Genomic DNA, 18,481 nt, shown 5'->3' with positions numbered 1-18,481 from the left:
GGCCTGCGACCTCAGCCGAGAAGGTTGACCGGGTTGAAGAGGTCGGCGACCAGGAGCAGCGCTCCCATCCCGATCAGGAGCACCGCGACGACCACCGTCAGCGGCACGAGCTTGGTCGCGTCGACCGGCGCCGGAGGGGGCCGGCGGAAGAGCTTGGCCCACGCGCGCTTGATGCCGTCCCACAGTGCGACGACGATGTGACCGCCGTCGAGCGGGAGCAGCGGGATGAGGTTGAACACGAACAGCGCGATGTTCAGCGACCCCAGCAGACCGAGCAGGAACGCGAACCTGTTGAGGATCGGCGCATCGGTAGCGGCCGCCTCTCCCGCGAGGCGTCCGACGCCGACGACGCTCAGCGGTCCGTTCGGATCGCGTTCTCCGCCGGTGACGAGTGAGACGCCGACGTCCCATAGACGCACGGGGAGCGTGACGATCAAGGATGCGACACGCGCCGTGCTGTCCGCCGCCATCTCGGGGCCGGCGGTGAGGGGCTGCTGCACGTAGCCCATCTGGGCGCCCATGCCGACGTAGCCGACCTCCTTCACGACAGGCTTTCCGGCCTCATCGAGGACGGGCTGGCCGCTGGCATCCGTGATCGAGCGTTCCGCGGCGATCGGCGTGATGCTCAGCGACTGCTCCGCCCCGTCGCGGCTCACGACCATGTCCAGCGTCTCGCCTGGCGCGGCCTGCACGATCGCCGTCGCCTCGGCGAACGTCGACACGGGCTGTCCGTCGATGGACAGGATCACATCGCCCGGCTTGATCCCGGCTTCCGCGGCGGGTGAGGCCGGGTCATCGGGTGTGCACTCGGTCGCCGTCGAACCGGCCGGAACGACGCACTCGGTGACGGACGCGATCGTCGTCGTTCCCTGCTGCAGGCCGATGCCCGACAGCAGCACGGTGAAGATCACGGTCGCGAGGAGAAGGTTCATCACCGGCCCGCCGAGCATGACGACGACGCGCTTCCACACGGGAAGACGATAGAAGACGCGATCCTCGGCACCCTCGGCGATGGTCTCGTCGTTGGCGCTGCGCGCGTCCTGGATCAACGAGCGGAACACGCCGGACGCCGGGCCCGAGTTCTTCGACGCCGGGTACATGCCCGACATCGAGATGAAGCCCCCTAGAGGGAGCAGCTTGAACCCGTACTCGGTCTCGCCGATGCGCCGGGACCACAGCCGCGGCCCGAAGCCGATCATGTACTGGCCGACACGCACGCCGAAGAGCTTCGCGGGGACGAGATGGCCCACCTCATGCAGGCCGATCGAGAGCCCGAGGCCGATCAGCATGAAGAGGATGCCGGCCAGATAGAGCAGGAATTCCACGTGCCAACGTTAGTGCCCACAGCTAGGAATCCGCCCGGCACGCCGCGCGGCTAGGCTGAGACGGTGAATGCCCGGCAGCTGCGACTCGTGCGCGCTGCCGCCGTCTCCTCGGTGGCGACGTTGCTCGCAGCCCTCTCGCACACCCTCGGCGGCGGAGCGGTCCCGCACATGCTGCTGATCCTGGCGGTCGCGACCCTGCTCACCCCTCTGTCGGCGCTCCTGGTGGGCATCCGTGAGTCGCGGGGTCGTGTCGCCATCGCCGTGTTCCTCGGACAGGCCGCTTTCCACGTCGTGTTCCAACTGCTGGGCTCGCCCACCGGTACCGCTCCGATCGCCGGCGGCGGTCACGCCCATCATCTCGATCTGAGCGCGCTCTCTTCCACGGCGCCCACCGCAGCCCCTGGCACGTTGATGCTGTTCGCGCACGTCGTCGCAGCCGTGCTCACGACGCTTCTCGTGTGGCACGGAGAAGCGGTCGTTCGGGTCGTCGCCCGCTGGGTGGATGCCCTCTTCCGGCGCGCGTCCGCCGGGGCACCGGCCATGCATCGCCGGCCGCCGCGGCTGCGGTCGACCACCATCGCCAGCTTCGCCGTCACCATCTCGGCCGCTGTGCCGAGGCGCGGGCCTCCCGCTCTCCTGCGCGACTGATCCGTCGCACTCGAATCCGCTGCTCCGACACGGGCAGCGTCCCTTTCTCGCGGAGATGCGCCACCGTGGCGCGCCCGCACTTCGAGCACCAGGAGAACTCTCATGTCCCGCAACATCCGTACCCGCAGTCCGCGCCCCACCACCCTGCGCTCCACCGCTCGGCGCTCGCTCACTCTGCGACGCGCCGCGCTCGGTGTCCTCGGCGGAGCCGCACTCGCCCTGGCCGTTCCCACGATGGCAGGTGCCCATGTGGGCGTCAGCCCCGACGAGATCGCTGCGGGCGACCACGGCGTGCTCACGTTCTCGTTCTCCCACGGCTGCGAGAACTCCCCCACCACCGCGCTGCGCATCACGATGCCCGAGGGGCTCGCATCCGTCTCGCCGACGATGGACTCCGACTGGGACATCCAGGTCGAGCGCGGCGACGACGGTCTCGTCAGCGCCGTGACCTATACGGCGGTCACCCCGGTGCCCACCGACCTTCGCGGCGCGGTGAGCATGGGGGTCGGTCTGGACGAGACCACCCCCGACACTCTGGCGTTCCCCGTGGTCCAACAGTGCGTCGAGGGCTCGACCGAATGGACGCAGATCGCCGAGGACGGCCAGGATCCGCACAGCCTCGACGCGCCGGCTCCGGTCGTCTCCGTCACGGCCGCTGCCGCCGACGGGCACGGCGAGCACACCGAATCCGACACTGCGGCCGCGAGCACGGCTCCGACCACGGTCGCCGATCCCCTGGGTGTGGCGCTCGGGGCGGGTGGGCTTCTCGCCGGTTTCGCCGCCCTGGTCGTCGCGATCCTCGCCTACCGACGCCGAGCCTGACGACTCGAGCTCCCCCTCGTGCTCCGCAACGCGGCGCGCGAGGGGGCGCTCGGCGAAGGGTTCCCACCACGGTCGTGAGATCATGGATGCGCCATGTCGATTGAACAACAACCGAGCCTGCCTCCCGTGCTCCGCCCCGCGAACCCGCCCCGGCGTGAGCTGTCCGAACTCGCTTCCCGTTTCGCCCGCACCGTCCGCGGCGATGTCGACGGAATCGCCCTCTCCGGCATCACCCTCGCGACGGCAGACCTGCGTCCCGGCGAGGCATTCGTCGCGATCCGCGGCGTCAACCGGCATGGCGCGGACTTCGCCGTCACCGCCGCTGAGAAGGGTGCCGTCGCCGTCATCACCGACGACGCTGGCGCGGAGATCGCCGAAGCCGCGGGGCTTCCGATCCTCGTGGTCGACGACCCTCGCGCCGTGCTCGGTGATCTCAGCGCGTGGGTCTACGGCACCGGCGCCGGTGACCCGCTCCCCCTGCTGTTCGCGACGACGGGCACCAACGGCAAGACCAGCGTCTCCCACCTGCTCGAGGGGATCCTCGATCAGATCGGCGTGGTCACCGGCCTCTCCTCCACCGCAGAACGTCACATCGCGGGCGAGGTCATCGTCTCGCGCCTGACCACCCCCGAAGCATCCGAGATGCACGCCCTCCTGGCGCTGATGCGTGAGCGCCAGGTCGAAGCCGTCGCGGTCGAGGTCAGCGCACAGGCGCTGTCACGTCACCGCGTCGACGGCATCCTGTTCGACGTCGCCGGATTCACGAACCTGAGCCACGATCACCTCGACGACTACGCCGACATGGAGGAGTACTTCGAGGCGAAGCTGCCCCTCTTCCGTCCCGACCGCGCCCAGCGCGGAGTCATCTGCCTGGATTCCCCGTCCGGTGCGGTCGTCGTCGACCGGGCCGAGATCCCGGTCGTCACTGTCGGCACTCCGTCGATCGCCGCCGATCCCGACGCCGCGACCGCCGCGGACTGGGTGGTCGTCATCGACGAGGAGCGCGCCGCCGGTACGACCTTCACGATGACCGGCCCCGCCGGGTCCCTCACCACGACGGTCCCGGTGATCGGACCGCACATGGCGGCCAACGCGGCTCTGGCGATCGTGATGCTCCTCGAGGGCGGCTACGCCTGGGATCGCATCGTCGATGCGCTCACCCGCGACGGGGGGATCCGCGCCTACCTGCCCGGTCGCACCCAGCTGGTCTCCGGCGATCGTGGGCCTGCCGTCTTCGTCGACTTCGGACACTCACCCGACGCATTCGAGAAGACCCTCGCCGCCGTCCGGCGTGTGACACCGGGCAAGGTGCTGATGCTCTTCGGCGCCGACGGCGACCGCGATGCGAGCAAGCGCTTCGACATGGCGCGCACGGCGGTCGAAGGCAGTGACATCCTCGTCGTCACCGATCACCACCCCCGCTTCGAGGACCCCGCGTCCATCCGGGCGACCCTCATCGAGGGCGCCCGCACGGCACGACCGGATGCCGAGATCCACGAGGCCTCACCGCCCGAGAACGCCATCATCACCGCGGTCGGCCTGGTCGGCGACGGCGACGCCATCCTGTGGGCCGGCCCCGGGCACCAGGACTATCGCGACATCCGCGGCGTCCGCACACCGTATTCGGCACGCGAGCTCGCTCGCCGCGCGCTGCGCGACGCCGGCTGGCCCGTACCCGATTCGCGTTGGCCGGTCCCGTACCCCGACGAGGATTGACCTGCTCGACCAGGGCGACTCCGCCCTGGTCCCCGATCAGAGCGCCGCGATCATCCGATCGGCCGTCGAGCGCGCCCATGTCTCGGCCTCGGCGAGCGTCTCGACGGTGAGGGCCTCCGGTGCATCGTGCGCGTCGACGACCCGAGCGATCGTGTCCACGATGCCGAGGAACGAGAGCCGTCCCTCGTGGAACGCGTCGACCGCTTGTTCGTTCGCGGCGTTGTAGACAGCAGGGAACGTGCCGCCGGCGCGGCCCACCGCCTTCGCGAGTGCGACGGAGGGGAACGCCACGGCGTCGAGCGGCTCGAACGTCCAGGAAGTGGCGGATGACCAGTCGAGGGGCCGTCCGACGCCACCGACGCGGTGCGGCCAGTCCAGACCCAGGGAGATCGGCAGACGCATGTCGGGCGGGGAGGCCTGTGCGATCGTGGAACCGTCGATGAACTCGACCATCGAGTGCACGATGGACTGCGGGTGCACCACGACCTCGATGTCGTCGTAGGCGACGTCGAACAGCAGGTGCGCTTCGATCACCTCGAGTCCCTTGTTGACAAGGGTCGCGGAGTTGGTCGTGACCATCCGTCCCATGTCCCATGTCGGATGCGCGAGAGCCTCGGACGGAGTGACCTCGGTCAGCTGCGCGCGGCTGCGACCGCGGAACGGCCCGCCCGACGCCGTCACCACGAGGCGGCGCACCTCGGCATGGGTACCGGCCAGGAGCGCTTGCGCGAGAGCCGAGTGCTCGGAATCGACCGGGACGATCTGACCGGGAGCGGCGGCGGCGAGGACCAGGTCGCCGCCGACGATGAGGGACTCCTTGTTCGCGAGAGCGAGCACGCGTCCCGCCTTTAGCGCCGCGAGCGTCGAGCCCAGTCCGATCGAGCCGGTGATGGCATTGAGCACCACGTCCGCCTCGACGTCACGGACCAGCTGCTCGGCCTCGAGCGCGCCGAGAGCGGTCGACTCGACCTGGAACTGTGCGGCCTGCGCTTCCAACATCTCGGCGTTGGACCCGGCAGCGAGACCTACCAGCTCGAATCGGCGAGGATTGGCACGGATCACATCCAGTGCCTGGGTGCCGATGGAACCGGTGGAGCCGAGGACGATGACGCGACGCATACCGTCAGCCTAGGTCACGCCCTCGGCACCCAGCGGCTACTGCTGCGCCTGGACCGGTGTCGTCGCCAGGATGTCCACGACGAACACGAGGCTCTCCTTCTGGAGCTCATGTCCCTCGCTCGCACCGTATCCGTCGGACGGCGGCATCACGACGATGACCTGTGAGCCGACCTTCTGACCTTCGAGGGCCTTCTGGAAGCCCGCGACCACGCCGGTGGTCTGGAACTGCGCGGGCGCGGCGTCGCGGCTCCAGCTGGAGTCGAACTCCTTGCCGTCGGACCACTTGACGCCCAGGTACTGCACGACGACGAGGTCACCGGAGGCGACCGTCGCACCGTCACCCTGCTTGAGCACGGCGACCTGGGTCTCTGTCGGCGCGTCGCCGTCCGGGATCGTCACGGTCGGAGCGCCCTTGTCGTCGAGCTTGACAGTCGGCATGCCGGGAGTCGGGTCGACCGGCGTTCCCGTCGCCACCTCGGGTAGCTGCTCGACGGCCTCGGCGTAGACGACCACGTTGTTGGCGCCCTCGCCGAGGACCTTTCCGGGAAGAGTCAGCACGATGCGCGAGCCGACCGGCTTGCACTCGAGCGCCGCGACGAAGAGCGAGGACTGGTTGGTGTCGAGGAGAACGGGCAGCACACCGCCTTCACCACGAGCCGACGAGTCGAGCACCTGATTGTTGGTCGCGTCGACGATCTGGTACTCGACGGACACCAGGTCATTGACCACGACGTCGTCTCCGTCTCCCTCGGAGATGACGGTCCTCTCGACGCCGGCGAACGGCGCATCGGCCGGGACCGTCACGGTGGTGTCTGCCCCTTCCCCCTCCACGACGACCGCGTCCGAGGTATCCCCGGACTTCGCGTCCAGCTGGCACGTGCTCGATGCGGAGGGCGACGGGGTGCCGGAGCTATCCGGGGCTCCACCACCGGCGCAACCCGCCAGCAGCAGGGTCGCCGCGGCGACGGTGGACAGAACGATGAGCGGACGCTTGCGCACAGTGAGACCTCGGGATCGCGGGCAGGAAACTCCATCCTGCCCCATACCCCTTTGCTCGCGCTGGGAGGCGCGGCGCAACTCTTCATTCCCACCCCGGCATGGATCCGGGAGTAATCTGCTCTGATGACCTCTGAGCAGTCCGTCGAGCCCGAATCCTCGTCAGAAGAGGAATCCTCGTCAGAGGAGACTGCGAAGCCTCGCCACGCCGGGTTCGCCTACACGCTCGGCCGCAGCCTCATCACGCCGCTCGCCCGTCTGGTGTACCGCCCTCGGATCGAGGGGCGCGACAACGTGCCGCTGACCGGTCCCGTCATCTTCGCGAGCAACCATCTGTCATTCATCGACTCGATCGCGATCCCGGTCGCGGCCCCTCGTCCCGTCCACTTCCTCGCGAAGTCGACGTACTTCGAAGGCACCGGATTCAAAGGCTGGATGAGCAAGACCTTCTTCGAATCGATCGGCGCGATCCCGGTGCGACGCGGTGCCGGACAAGCCGCGCTGGACGCGCTCGACCTGCAACGCCAGCTCCTCGATGAAGGTCTCGCCGTCGCCCTGTATCCGGAGGGGACCCGCTCGACCGACGGCCGCCTCTACAAAGGCCGCACGGGCGTCGCGTTCCTCGCTCTGCAGACGGGCGCCCCTGTGGTGCCGGTCGGCCTCATCGGCACGGACAAGGTGATGCCGGTGGGAGCGAAGATCCCCACCCTCAAGGAGCGCATCACCGTGCGTTTCGGCGAGCCGCTCGACCTCTCGCCGCACGGGCCCGCGACCAGTGGGCGGGCACGTCGTCTCGCCACCGATCAGATCATGGCGGCGATCCACGGTCTCTCCGGCCAGGAGCTCGCCGGCGCGTACAACGAGGCACCGGCGCAAGGTGCCATCGAGAAGATCAAGCAGGCCCTCCCGCACGAGCGTCGCTGAGGCCTGTGAGCCCCACTCAGGCGAGGGCTGTGACCGTCGCCTGGTGGCGTACGGGGAAGTTCATCGAGTTCGCGATGAAGCACCACTCGTTCGCCTGGGCGTGGGCGCGCTCTGCTGCGTCGATCATCGAGGCGTCGGCGACGACGACCTCGGGCCGCAGCATCACCTCGACGAACGATCCGCCCCCCGCACCGTCTTCGCGTATCGTCCCGCTGGCCTGGTCGCGATAGGACACCACGACGACGCCCGCGGTCACACACGCGTGCAGGTATGACAGTAGGTGGCACTCGGAGAGGGAGGCGAGCAGCAGGTCCTCCGGATTCCATCGTGAGGGATCGCCGCGGAACGGCTTGTCTGCCGAGGCGAGGAGATCGGGCTTCCCCTCGACCTCGATCGTCACGTCTCGCCGGTAGTCCCGGTATCCGGTCGTCCCGGTGCCGGTGTTGCCGGTCCACGTCGAGGTGAGCGCGTAGCGGTGTTCGCCGAGCGTGCGCGTGGTCGTCTCTGCCATCTGCTCAGTCTGTCAGGCTCCTCCGACACGACGCGAGACGCCGCACGCCCCGGGCTAGAGTTGACGGGTGCTGGAGACTCTCACCGTTCAGGATTCCGTGGAACTCGCCGTCGTCGAGCGGAGCGGATTCGTCGAATCCCGCCACGCCGGCGCGGCCGTCGTGCTCTCCCCCGACGGGGACATCGTCGGTCGCCATGGAAATGCCGATGCGCTGATCCTGCCGCGATCCAGCCTCAAGCCTCTCCAGGCGATCGCCTGCATCACCGCAGGTGCCGTCCTCGAAGGCGAGCAGCTCGCGCTCTCCACGGCCAGTCACGTCGGCACCGACCGTCACGCTTCGGTGGTACGCGACATCCTGACCGAGGGCGGGCTGACGGAAGACGATCTCCGCTGCCCGGCCACGTGGCCGAGCGACTCGGCGTCGCGAGACGAGCTCGTCCGCGAGCACGGCGAGCCGACCCGGGTGCGCATGAACTGCTCCGGCAAGCACGCCGCGATGCTCCGCGCATGCGTGGCGACGGGCTGGCCGACCGACGGATACCTCGACCCGACCCATCCACTGCAACAGCACATCCGCGACGTCATCGAGCGCCTCACTGGCGAGAAGATCGCCCATACCGCTATCGACGGGTGCGGTGCGCCGGTCCATGCGATGACACTGACCGGCCTGGCACGCGCGATCCACCGCATCGGCACCGCTTCCGACCGCTCGCCCTTCGCCCTCCACCGCGTGGCCGGTTCCCTGGTCCGCGCCGTGCGGGAGAATCCCTGGACGATCGAGGGTCCGGGCCGCCCCGACACGATCGCGACCGAGAGGCTCGGCGTGTTCACCAAGTACGGCGCCGAGGGCGTGATGGTGATGGTCGCCCCCAACGGCACGACCGTGGCGCTGAAGATGCTCGACGGTGCCACTCGCGCCTCGACGATCGTTGCCGCGACCCTTCTCGCTCGGGCGGGCGGGCTGAGCGATGCCGACGTGGCATCGCTCGCGGACGCACTTCCGCTCGCCGTGCTCGGCGGAGGGGAGAACGTCGGCTCCATCCGACCCGGCGCAGGAGTCTGACGCCCGCGGCGGCGTTCCTCGTCGCCGAGCGTCGATTCGCGGCGCCTTCTCCTCACGACAACGTCTCCGCACGGCAACGCTTCTCACGGCAACGCTTCTCAGGGCATCGCTTCTCAGGGCATCGCTTCTCACGGCAACGCCTCACCGAGGCGACAGCTCGGCGAGGTGGACACGTTTCGGCGCACCGGTGCCGGTGACCGACCAGGCCCGGCCTGCGTGCGGGTGTGCATACGGAGGAAGCTCCCGCGCGCCGACCAGTTGCCGGAGCTCACCGGGGTGTTCACATCGGATGAGCACCTCGCCTGCCGATCTGATGCGCTGCCACAGCGACCAGTTCCGCTGCCAGGTCTCCGCATCGGCGACCACGATGCAGCGTGTTCCCGGCGAAGTCGACTCAGATCCTGCCACCACCACCTCGCATGCGGGGTGCGCGTCACGCAGAGCGGTGATGACCGTATCGGTGCCGGCACTGACGACAGCGGTGATCGCAGACGACGGCGTCCACCGTGGCGTCTGCGCTGCCTGCGGCAGCCATCGGCCCTCGTCGACCCACGCCAACTGCACCTCGCGATCTCCGATTACGGCGCGCCCGGGTACGCGGTCGCGCACGAACCCCGATGCCTCTCCGCCGGCCGCCAGATGCTCGAGTCTCGTCGGCATCCGCAACAGCGCCCGACGCGGCACCAGATCGAGTACACGTCCCAACGCCCCGCTCGCCCTGGTGGCCGTCAGAACGAAGGTCGTGTCCGGAGTCGCCCGAAGCACGCGCTCCCAGCGGTGGGCGAGCTGCTGCGCGTATTCGGCCGGCAGAGCCGCCAGCATCGCATCCACGTCGTCGATCAGGACGACCGAGGGCGGACGCTCCCCGCCCTCGACCCATGCGGCGAGCACGTCCCAGGCGCCCTCGGGATCGCCGGGCATCCAGAATGCGTCATCGCATTGCGCCGCGACCGCTCTCAGCACCGAGGTCTTACCGAATCCGGGGGCGCCCAGCACCACCAGCCCCCGTTCCTCTCCGCGCCGGAGCATCTCCAGCGGCTGCGCCTGGCGACCAGGGTCATCGGCGCGACCGAGGATGATCGCATCGGGGAGGATTCCGGCCTCCGTGACGAGTTCGGCGATCGGCAGGATGGCCGGAAGCGGGGGAAGCCACGGGCTGGATGACTCGCCCGCTGCCGCCCACCGCAGACCGACACCACGAATATCGGAAGCCTCAGTCAGGGCGATGCGCATCGCGACGGGTTCCTGGTCGGATGGTCGACGCAGCAAGCCGAGACCGCGGGAACCGGCGTCTCCCGTGAGCGCGGAGGCAGCATCGGTACCGATCACGAGCCGACTGTCGGCGGCGTCGCCGACGCGCAGGCTGATGCGAAGGGGGCAGTTCGCAGCCAGGGCGTCTCTGATCACCCCGGCAGCACGCTGTGTCCCGAGAATCAGGTGCATCCCGAGGGCGCGGCCACGGGCAGCGATATCGATGAAGACCGCACCGAGCTCGGGGTGCTCGGTCAGAAGCGCCGCGAACTCGTCGACGAAGATGATCAGCCGCGGCATCGACACACAGCTGACGTCGCGCGCCCCGGCGGCGGCCAGCACCCTCTCTCGACGTCGCAGCTCGGCGGTCAGGCTGGAGACGCCTCGTCTTGCACCCTGATCGTCGAGATCAGTGATGACGGCGGCCACCTGAGGCAGTGCGCTCAGGGGTTCGAAAGCCGTTCCGCCTTTGAAATCGGCGAGCACGAACGTCACCTCGTCCGGGCCGTGCGCCGTGGCGATCGCAGTGACCCAGCTGACCAGCAGCTCGCTCTTGCCGGTCCCCGTCATCCCCGTCACGATCGCGTGCGGTCCGTCTCCCACGATGTCGACCGTGATGTTCGCGCGTTCGCCTCGGCCGATGGTCGCGACGAGCCCGCCTCCGGCCGAGGTCTGCTCGAGCTCGGAGAGCAGCACCGCGTCGGGGATCGCATCCGTCTCGTCGTCCCGACGCGCCAGCTCCGCGGAGACGGCCTCCGCTTGGGCACGCGACAGGCACTCGACAGCGACTGGCTGGCTACCTGTCGGGGTGCGCAACGTCGCCCGCCGAGGTTCGACGATGTCGATGACCGTCGTGATTCCCGCCGGGACATCCTCCCCCACCGCGGTCAACACGATCAGGGCGTCCGCGTCCCCCCGGACGCCCGCCGCAGGACCGAACCCGATCCGGAAAGCACCACGCCGCGCACTCCGGGCGTGGGGCAGGCTCGCCAGGCCGTGGTCAGCGAGATCAGTGTCTTCCGGATCGATGCCGATCAGCGACAGCTGGCCGGTGCCGAACCGCAGACACAGCTGCACGACAAGAGCGCGCGCTGCCGCCTCGGCCACAGGCCGCGCACCTCGAAGACAGATCCCCCCACCGATCGGCGCGGAGACCGGCGCGTCCGCGATGACACGGCATCTTTCACGGAAGTCCCGCCCGCGCGCGTCATCCGCGCCGGTGCAGCGGACCGCACTCGTCGTGTTGCCGGCACCGATGACGATCGGAGTCGTCGCGTCGACTCCCTGAGCGCCGCGCAGAGGCGCCTGTGCGATGCAGGTCGCGGCGTCGGGCCACCGCTGCCACAGGGCTTCGAGCTCGTCCTGCTGACGCTGGACCAGATCCGCTTCCGCCGCAACCCACTCGGCTTCGAGCTGCTGCTCGGTTCGTCGGCGTTCACGGCGCCGGGTACGTGTCGCGTCGAGCAGTGAGGCGCCGATCATCAACGGCCCCAATGCCGCGAAGCAGAGCGCGAGGAGGGAGCCGGTGACCAACCACATCACCACTCCCGTAGCCACCGGCACGAGGGCGGCCATGAAAGGCAGTGGAGCGCGAGGCGACGCTGCCGGAGCCGCGGGAAGCACGATCGGAGGGGATTCCATGGAATCCAGTGGACCGCATCACGGCCCGTGAAACAGGGCTGTGCACAGCGCTGGAGCGTTACTCCGCGGTGTTCTCGATTGGGGAGGACGAGTCGTCCTCTGCCGCCACCTGGACGATGATGAGGGTCACGTTGTCGCGACCGCCGTTCTCCAACGCCGCCGCAAGCATCGCGTCCACCGCGGCACCCGGATCGTCGTGCTCCCGGAGGAAATGCTGGATCCCGTAGTCGGTCAGTTCCTTGGTGAGGCCGTCCGAGCAGATGACGAATCGGTCACCGGGACGCACGTCGATGGAGACGTAATCGGGAGCTGTGAGCTCACTCGCCCCCACGGCACGCGTGATCACGTTGCTGTAGGGGTGCCCTTCAGCTTCCTCCGGGCTGAGCTTGCCCGCTGTGATCAGTTCCTGCACGACCGAGTGATCGGTGGTGATCTGGACCAGTCGATCGTCGCGAAGGAGATACACGCGGGAGTCGCCGATGTTCAGTGCGGTCCAGTGCGGCTCGTCCCCATCGGTCTCGAAGTACACCCCCGTGAGCGTGGTCCCCGTGCCCTCGTCGGTGGTCTCGGGATGCTCCGCGATGTCTCCGACAGCCAGTTCGAGCGCGTTCTCGATCGACGGTCCGTCGACCTTGCCCGAGGAGACGACGGCCTGCAACCGGGCCACCGTGCTCTGACTCGCGATCTCGCCGCCGGCATGACCGCCCATTCCGTCAGCGACGATGAACAGCGGATAGTCGGCGAGGAACGCGTCCTGATTCGTCTCCCGGCGTCGGCCTTGATCGGTGATCCCGGACCACGACAGCAGCAGCGGGCGCTGCGCAACCGTGACGCGGTGCGTCTTCGTCTCAGCCACGTGCTGCCTCCGATGGGCCTGCGGCGGGTCGGACGGTCGCAGGATACTCACAACACATCGTAGTAGAAGTCACGCGCACCTCGATCACACCCTGGCACCCGGATCGGCCGGCAGCGGGAACAGATCATCGATGATGGCGAGTTCGGCCGCGTCGGGGCGCCAGGCCTCCCCCGCGTCTGCGTTCGCCTCGACCTGCGGGACCGAGGTCGCGCCCGCTATCACGCTCGAGACCGCCGCATGCGAGAGCAACCAGCCGAACGACGCCTGGACCATCGTGATGCCGCGCTCATCGCAGAAATCGCGGAATGCATCCAGGGCATCCCACGGTGCGCTCTCCCACACGTGGCGCCGTGTCGACATGATCCGGCTCTGCTGCGGCCCGCCGTCGCGAGTGAACTTCCCCGTGAGCAGGCCGTTGTGCAGGGGGAAGTACGGGAAGAAGCCGAGTTCGTAGCGTTCCACCGCCGGCAGCACTTCCCGCTCCGCCGCCCGAGCCAGCAGGGAGTAGTGGTTCTGAGCCGAGATGAACCTGCCACTCGATCGCGCCCTCGTCGTGAACTCCGCTTCGGCGATCTGCCACCCGGCGAAGTTCGAGTGCCCGTAGTAGCGGATCTTGCCCTCGCGCACGAGTTCATCGAGGGCATCCGTGGTCTCCGCGATCGGCGTCTCGGGATCGGGGAGATGCAGCTGATAGAGGTCGATCCAGTCCGTGCGCAACCGGCGCAGCGATTCCTCGACGGCCCGACGCACGTAGCGACGAGAACCCCGGGCAGCGGGGAACGCGTAACCCATGTCGCGTTCGTGTCCGAACTTCGTCGCCAGCACCACACGGTCGCGGCGTCCCTCGAGGGCTTCGCCCATCAGCAGCTCGCTCGCCCCCGCTGCTGCTCCGTACATGTCAGCGGTGTCGAAGAAGGTGATGCCGTTGGCGAGAGCCGCATCCATCACCTCGCGCGTGCCGGCAAGACTCTCCGTCATCGTCCCCGCGCGCCCGAAGTTGTTGCAGCCTAGGCCGGTGGCGGACACGAGAAGACCGGAGGCACCCACACGGCGCTGGGACGAGACCATGCCCCCACGTTAGCGGCCGCTGCGGATAGACGACCACTCGGAACAGCACAGAGCCCCCGACCGAGGTCGGGGGCTCTGTGTCAGAAGGTCACACCGTCAGACCATCACGCCGGAGGCTGTGTGGGATCGGTCGGCGGGGACGCCGGGGTTGCGGGAGGAGCCGGCGGAGCAGCGGGCGGAGCCGTCGGCGGTGCGGGCGGAGCCGTGGGCGGTGCCGCAGGGGGCGCCGGCGGCGTGGTCGGCGGCACCGGCGGAACCGGGGCACCGGTCGCCGGAGCTGCAGGGCCTGCGGGAGGTGCGTAGCCGGGCTGCGCGGGCGGTGCGTACCCCGGCTGCGCGGGAGGCGCGTATCCCTGCGGTCCGGGCTGCGCGTAGCCCTGCGGAGCACCGTAACCGGGCTGCGGCGCCGCGGCCGACGTCTGAGCGGGGATGCCTTCCCACGCGGTGCGGTCGCCGAGCAGACCGTTGGCAGCCCAGGAAGCGGGCTGGATGCTCGGGTTCCAGCGCGACTTGTCGAACGCGTTGATGCCGAGCCACACCGGAGGCAGGAAGAAGTAGAGGACGACCCAGACGGCGTCCTTCTGCAGCTTCAGCCCGACGCGCCAGGCGGCGATCAGGTCGACCACGCGACCCGCGATGCCGACGAGCGGGAGGATCAGGAACCACCCGAGGAACGGGATGATCGCGCCGAGGATACCGGCACCCATCAGGTAGAGGACGAGCCAAGGGCTCAGATCGCCGAGCTTGTAGAAGATCATCGTGCTGTAGACGGGCACCCACGCACGCCACTTCCCCTGCACTCCCGCCTTCTCGAAGATCTTCATGTAGAACCACGAGTAGAGTGCGTAGATGGCGAGTGGCAGGATCGTGTAGACCAGGGTCAGCGCGAGGATCGCTCCGCCTGACAGGCCGTCATAGCCGTAGTAGTCGTTCATGGTTCCCTCCAGAAAGTCATGATGCGGCATCATGCGCTGAACACACTAGCGCTTCCCGGGGTACGCGCGCATGTCTCTTACGCCGTCGGGCGCGTTCGACTCGTGGTCGCGCGTGGCCGCACGGCGCACCCGGCCGATCCCCTGCTCACTCGTCGACGACGAGCTCCAGCACGCCCGGCTGTGCGCCATCGCGGAGAATGATCCCTCGCTTCTCCGCCCAGAGCCGAAGACCGCGAAGGGAACCGACCCGCGGTCGATCCTCGGCAATCGCCCGGACGAGTGCACCCTTCGATTTCTTGTTGAAGTGATTGAGGGCCCTCCCGTGCTCCGTCACGACCCGCACGTAAGCGGAGGAGACGGAGTCCGGCACGGGCCCCAGCGCGACGTACGCCTCACTCCGCAGGTCGAGCACGAACGACGGATCCGCCTCCGCGATCGCTGCAGAGGTGGCCTCCGCCCAATGCCGCCGAAGCGCGGGAAGCCCGGGGACGGAGGTGCCGGCGGCCAGCCGATACGTCGGGACCGCGTCGAGCGCGCCCACCGGTCCCAGCGGAGCGCTGTGGATCCAGACATGGGCACCCAGCCATCGACGGGACGCGACGGAGAGCGATCGGGCATCGAGCGCATCGAACAGCACCCCCGTGTACCGGTCGATCGCGGGCATCGTGGGAGCGGAGCGAAGCGCCCTGTTGTGCGCGATATCGACGCTCTGCCGAGCACTCAGCTTGAGCACCCGACGGGCAGCCTCTTCGTCGGCAGCGAGGTCGATCAGCGCCTCGATGACAACGGCGCGCCGCTCGTTCAGAGACGGGAGTGCCAGCGACGCGAGATCGAGCGGGGACCCCTCACCGCCCTCATGCTTGGTCTCCGACGGAGGGAGCAGGATCTTCATGGAACCTCGGTGGATACAGACGCGTCCGCCTCGGAACCCGTGCGGGTGCCGAGGCGGACGCGTGAAACAGGAACTGCTAAGCGATGAGAGCCGCGTTGCCGGCAACGATCGTCAGGGTGTCGCCCTCCATCGAGAGGAACCCGTCCTGCGCGTTGGCCAGCACCTTGGTGCCATCCGACTGGGTGATGCGAACCTGGCCCTCGGCGAGGATGGCCAGCACCGGCTCGTGGCCGGTCATGAAGCCGATCTCACCCTCGACGGTCTTGGCGACCACGAGGCTCGCCTCTCCCGTCCAGACCTCCGCATCAGCGGAGACGAGGCTGACATGCAGCGCCATGGTCAGCCGTTCTCCTTCTGGATCTTCGCCCACTGCTCTTCGACGTCGGAGATGCCACCGACGTTGAAGAAGGCCTGCTCGGCCACGTGGTCGAAGTCACCGCGGGTGATCGCGTCGAACGACTCGATGGTCTCCTTCAGCGGGACGGTCGAACCCTCGACGCCCGTGAACTTCTTGGCCATGTAGGTGTTCTGCGAGAGGAACTGCTGGATGCGACGTGCACGCGACACGACGATCTTGTCTTCCTCGGAGAGCTCATCGACACCCAGGATGGCGATGATCTCCTGCAGCTCCTTGTTCTTCTGGAGGATCTGCTTGACGGTCGTCGCGACGCGGTAGTGGTCCTCGCCCAAGTAGCGGGGGTCCATGATGCGCGACGTCGAGGTCAGCGGGTCGATGGCCGGGTACAGACCCTTCGAGGCGATCTCACGAGAGAGCTCGGTCGTCGCGTCGAGGTGGGCGAACGTCGTCGCCGGAGCCGGGTCGGTGTAGTCATCGGCGGGCACGTAGATCGCCTGCAGCGAGGTGATCGAGTGACCACGCGTCGAGGTGATGCGCTCCTGGAGCACACCCATCTCGTCGGCGAGGTTCGGCTGGTAACCCACGGCGGAGGGCATGCGGCCCAGCAGCGTGGAGACCTCGGAACCGGCCTGCGTGAAGCGGAAGATGTTGTCGATGAAGAGCAGAACGTCCTGCTTCTGCACGTCACGGAAGTACTCCGCCATCGTCAGAGCCGACAGGGCGACGCGAAGACGCGTTCCCGGCGGCTCGTCCATCTGGCCGAACACCAGGGCGGTCTTGTCGAAGACGCCCGCCTCTTCCATCTCGTGGATGAGGTCGTTGCCCTCACGGGTGCGCTCACCGACACCGGCGAACACCGACACACCACCGTGGTCCTGCGCGACGCGCTGGATCATCTCCTGGATGAGGACGGTCTTACCGACACCGGCTCCACCGAACAGACCGATCTTTCCACCCAGCACGTACGGGGTGAGGAGGTCGATCGACTTGATGCCGGTCTCGAACATCTGAGTCTTGGACTCGAGCTGGTCGAAGTTCGGGGCCTTGCGGTGGATCGGCCAGCGCTCGGTGACCTCGATGGTCTCGCCGGGCTCGAGGTTCAGCACCTCGCCGATGACGTTGAACACCTTGCCCTTGGTCACGTCGCCGACGGGGACCGAGATGGCCTCACCGGTGTCGCGGACTTCCTGGCCGCGGACGATGCCGTCGGTCGGGTTCAGCGCGATGGCGCGGACGAGGTCGTCGCCGAGGTGCTGAGCGACCTCGAGCGTGATCTCGGTGGACTCTTCGCCCATCGCGATCGTGGTCTTCAGCGCGTTGTAGATGTCGGGGATCGAGTCATGAGGGAACTCGATGTCGACAACCGGACCGTTGACGCGTGCGACGCGCCCGACGACCGCGGTCGCCGGCTGGTCAGCCGGAGCGGTGAGGGTCATTTTCGTCTCTTTCCTGATGGTCTATTTGCTCGAGAGGGCGTCGGCGCCGCCGACGATCTCGGCGATCTGCTGCGTGATCTCCGCCTGGCGCGCGTTGTTGCGCAGACGGGTGTAGTCGGTGATGAGCTTGTCGGCGTTGTCGCTGGCCGACTTCATCGCCTTCTGCGTCGCCGCCTGCTTTGCGGCAGACGACTGCAGGAGAGCGTTGAAGACTCGGCTCTGGATGTACACCGGCAGGATCGCGTCGAGAACAGTCTCGGCGTCCGGCTCGAACTCGTACAGCGGGTAAACGGTGTTACCGGCCTCCGACTCATCGGCTTCCGTGATCTCCAGCGGGAGCAGACGCACGGATTCGGGCGACTGCGTCATCATGCTGACGAAACGGTTGTACACGAGGTGGATCTCGTCGACGCCGCCGTCCTGTCCCCCGCGGGAGAAGGACTCGAGCAGCGTCGCGGAGATCTCCTCCGCGGTGTGGAACGACGGGGTGTCGGTGTCGCCCGTCCACTCCGCAGCGGCAGCCAGGCGTCGGAACTGGAAGTATCCGACGGCCTTGCGACCGATGAGGTAGAAGACCGGCTCCTTGCCCTGCTCCCGCAGGAGCTCCGCAACCTCGAGACCCTCACGGAGGATCTGCGAGTTGAAGGCTCCGGCCAGACCGCGGTCCGAGGAGAAGATCACGACCGCGGAGCGGGTGATGTTCTCGGACTCGCGGGTCAACGGGTGATCCACGTTCGAGTGCGTCGCGACGGCCGACACGGCCCTCGTCACGGCACGCGCGAAGGGAGTGGACGCCTTGACGCGTGCCATCGCCTTCTGGATGCGCGAAGCCGCGATGAGTTCCATCGCCTTCGTGATCTTCTTGGTCGTCTGAGCAGAAGAGATCTTCTGCTTGTAGACCCTGAGTTGAGCGCCCATAT

17 protein-coding genes are annotated in these 18,481 nt (G+C 68.2%); 5 read left to right on the top strand and 12 right to left on the bottom strand.

Annotation, left to right across the window (positions count from 1 at the left end; translation table 11 throughout):
* Window positions 1-11: 11 nt before the first annotated feature.
* Window positions 12-1,325, bottom strand: coding sequence for a M50 family metallopeptidase (locus tag ACLFA2_RS16905; protein WP_021199389.1), 1,314 nt, complete (start codon window positions 1,323-1,325; stop codon window positions 12-14).
* Window positions 1,326-1,388: 63 nt separating this feature from the next.
* Here ACLFA2_RS16905 and ACLFA2_RS16900 point away from each other — a divergent pair, with 63 nt between their 5' ends.
* The 3 genes from ACLFA2_RS16900 (at window position 1,389) to ACLFA2_RS16890 (ending at window position 4,511) form a co-directional block, all read left to right on the top strand.
* Window positions 1,389-1,973, top strand: a complete 585-nt coding sequence (locus ACLFA2_RS16900; RefSeq protein WP_029264700.1) for a hypothetical protein — start codon at window positions 1,389-1,391, stop codon at window positions 1,971-1,973.
* 102 nt (window positions 1,974-2,075) lie between these two features.
* The gene (locus ACLFA2_RS16895) at window positions 2,076-2,795 is read left to right on the top strand and encodes a YcnI family protein (RefSeq protein WP_426621684.1); all 720 of its coding nucleotides are present in this window, start codon (window positions 2,076-2,078) and stop codon (window positions 2,793-2,795) included.
* Between the two features lie 93 nt (window positions 2,796-2,888).
* A complete protein-coding gene (locus ACLFA2_RS16890) occupies window positions 2,889-4,511 on the top strand; it encodes a Mur ligase family protein (RefSeq protein WP_046398913.1) in 1,623 nt (540 codons plus the stop codon).
* 36 nt (window positions 4,512-4,547) lie between these two features.
* Here ACLFA2_RS16890 and dxr read toward each other — a convergent pair whose 3' ends face one another.
* Complete coding sequence (gene dxr / locus ACLFA2_RS16885; protein WP_426621683.1) at window positions 4,548-5,630, bottom strand: 1-deoxy-D-xylulose-5-phosphate reductoisomerase; 1,083 nt, start codon at window positions 5,628-5,630, stop codon at window positions 4,548-4,550.
* Between the two features lie 36 nt (window positions 5,631-5,666).
* Window positions 5,667-6,629: an FKBP-type peptidyl-prolyl cis-trans isomerase gene (locus ACLFA2_RS16880; RefSeq protein ID WP_426621682.1), complete on the bottom strand. Its 963-nt coding sequence runs from the start codon at window positions 6,627-6,629 to the stop codon at window positions 5,667-5,669.
* Window positions 6,630-6,752: 123 nt separating this feature from the next.
* On the opposite strand from ACLFA2_RS16880, the gene ACLFA2_RS16875 reads away from it, so the two are divergent.
* Window positions 6,753-7,550: a lysophospholipid acyltransferase family protein gene (locus ACLFA2_RS16875; RefSeq protein WP_029264704.1), complete on the top strand. Its 798-nt coding sequence runs from the start codon at window positions 6,753-6,755 to the stop codon at window positions 7,548-7,550.
* A gap of 16 nt (window positions 7,551-7,566) precedes the next feature.
* On the opposite strand, the gene ACLFA2_RS16870 is transcribed toward ACLFA2_RS16875, so the two are convergent.
* Window positions 7,567-8,061: an OsmC family protein gene (locus ACLFA2_RS16870; protein WP_426621681.1), complete on the bottom strand. Its 495-nt coding sequence runs from the start codon at window positions 8,059-8,061 to the stop codon at window positions 7,567-7,569.
* Between the two features lie 67 nt (window positions 8,062-8,128).
* Here ACLFA2_RS16870 and ACLFA2_RS16865 point away from each other — a divergent pair, with 67 nt between their 5' ends.
* Window positions 8,129-9,124 (top strand): asparaginase, encoded by a 996-nt coding sequence (locus ACLFA2_RS16865; protein ID WP_029258169.1) that lies wholly within the window; start codon window positions 8,129-8,131, stop codon window positions 9,122-9,124.
* A 141-nt stretch (window positions 9,125-9,265) separates the two neighbouring features.
* Here ACLFA2_RS16865 and ACLFA2_RS16860 read toward each other — a convergent pair whose 3' ends face one another.
* The 8 genes from ACLFA2_RS16860 to ACLFA2_RS16825 form a co-directional block, all read right to left on the bottom strand.
* Complete coding sequence (locus tag ACLFA2_RS16860) at window positions 9,266-11,950, bottom strand: FtsK/SpoIIIE domain-containing protein (protein WP_426621680.1); 2,685 nt, start codon at window positions 11,948-11,950, stop codon at window positions 9,266-9,268.
* Window positions 11,951-12,074: 124 nt separating this feature from the next.
* The gene (locus ACLFA2_RS16855) at window positions 12,075-12,872 is read right to left on the bottom strand and encodes a PP2C family protein-serine/threonine phosphatase (RefSeq protein WP_021199379.1); all 798 of its coding nucleotides are present in this window, start codon (window positions 12,870-12,872) and stop codon (window positions 12,075-12,077) included.
* Between the two features lie 84 nt (window positions 12,873-12,956).
* On the bottom strand, window positions 12,957-13,940 hold the full coding sequence (locus ACLFA2_RS16850; RefSeq protein ID WP_029258167.1) for an aldo/keto reductase: 984 nt from the start codon (window positions 13,938-13,940) through the stop codon (window positions 12,957-12,959).
* Window positions 13,941-14,044: 104 nt separating this feature from the next.
* Window positions 14,045-14,875: a DUF5684 domain-containing protein gene (locus tag ACLFA2_RS16845; protein ID WP_052514688.1), complete on the bottom strand. Its 831-nt coding sequence runs from the start codon at window positions 14,873-14,875 to the stop codon at window positions 14,045-14,047.
* A gap of 145 nt (window positions 14,876-15,020) precedes the next feature.
* The gene (locus ACLFA2_RS16840) at window positions 15,021-15,767 is read right to left on the bottom strand and encodes a YaaA family protein (RefSeq protein ID WP_426621679.1); all 747 of its coding nucleotides are present in this window, start codon (window positions 15,765-15,767) and stop codon (window positions 15,021-15,023) included.
* Window positions 15,768-15,843: 76 nt separating this feature from the next.
* On the bottom strand, window positions 15,844-16,104 hold the full coding sequence (locus tag ACLFA2_RS16835; protein ID WP_017830988.1) for a F0F1 ATP synthase subunit epsilon: 261 nt from the start codon (window positions 16,102-16,104) through the stop codon (window positions 15,844-15,846).
* 2 nt (window positions 16,105-16,106) lie between these two features.
* The gene (gene atpD, locus ACLFA2_RS16830; RefSeq protein ID WP_017830989.1) at window positions 16,107-17,561 is read right to left on the bottom strand and encodes a F0F1 ATP synthase subunit beta; all 1,455 of its coding nucleotides are present in this window, start codon (window positions 17,559-17,561) and stop codon (window positions 16,107-16,109) included.
* Window positions 17,562-17,582: 21 nt separating this feature from the next.
* Entirely contained in the window at window positions 17,583-18,479 is an 897-nt protein-coding gene (locus ACLFA2_RS16825) for a F0F1 ATP synthase subunit gamma (protein WP_017830990.1), read from the bottom strand.
* Between the last annotated feature and the right edge of the window lie 2 nt (window positions 18,480-18,481).

The organism is Microbacterium sp. As-52 (genome assembly GCF_049949185.1).
Lineage (GTDB): Bacteria > Actinomycetota > Actinomycetes > Actinomycetales > Microbacteriaceae > Microbacterium > Microbacterium maritypicum_A.
Note: the sequence above shows the minus strand (reverse complement) of the source record. Positions and strands in the feature narration are given on the sequence as shown.

Coding starts and splice junctions, on each gene's coding strand:
- dxr (WP_426621683.1), bottom strand. CDS start 5,630: ATGCGTCGCGTCATCGTCCTCGGCTCCACCGGTTCCATCGGCACCCAG.
- ACLFA2_RS16840 (WP_426621679.1), bottom strand. CDS start 15,767: ATGAAGATCCTGCTCCCTCCGTCGGAGACCAAGCATGAGGGCGGTGAG.
- ACLFA2_RS16890 (WP_046398913.1), top strand. CDS start 2,889: ATGTCGATTGAACAACAACCGAGCCTGCCTCCCGTGCTCCGCCCCGCG.
- ACLFA2_RS16895 (WP_426621684.1), top strand. CDS start 2,076: ATGTCCCGCAACATCCGTACCCGCAGTCCGCGCCCCACCACCCTGCGC.
- ACLFA2_RS16835 (WP_017830988.1), bottom strand. CDS start 16,104: ATGGCGCTGCATGTCAGCCTCGTCTCCGCTGATGCGGAGGTCTGGACG.
- ACLFA2_RS16870 (WP_426621681.1), bottom strand. CDS start 8,061: ATGGCAGAGACGACCACGCGCACGCTCGGCGAACACCGCTACGCGCTC.
- ACLFA2_RS16850 (WP_029258167.1), bottom strand. CDS start 13,940: ATGGTCTCGTCCCAGCGCCGTGTGGGTGCCTCCGGTCTTCTCGTGTCC.
- ACLFA2_RS16875 (WP_029264704.1), top strand. CDS start 6,753: ATGACCTCTGAGCAGTCCGTCGAGCCCGAATCCTCGTCAGAAGAGGAA.
- ACLFA2_RS16825 (WP_017830990.1), bottom strand. CDS start 18,479: ATGGGCGCTCAACTCAGGGTCTACAAGCAGAAGATCTCTTCTGCTCAG.
- ACLFA2_RS16845 (WP_052514688.1), bottom strand. CDS start 14,875: ATGAACGACTACTACGGCTATGACGGCCTGTCAGGCGGAGCGATCCTC.
- atpD (WP_017830989.1), bottom strand. CDS start 17,561: ATGACCCTCACCGCTCCGGCTGACCAGCCGGCGACCGCGGTCGTCGGG.
- ACLFA2_RS16860 (WP_426621680.1), bottom strand. CDS start 11,950: ATGGCCGCCCTCGTGCCGGTGGCTACGGGAGTGGTGATGTGGTTGGTC.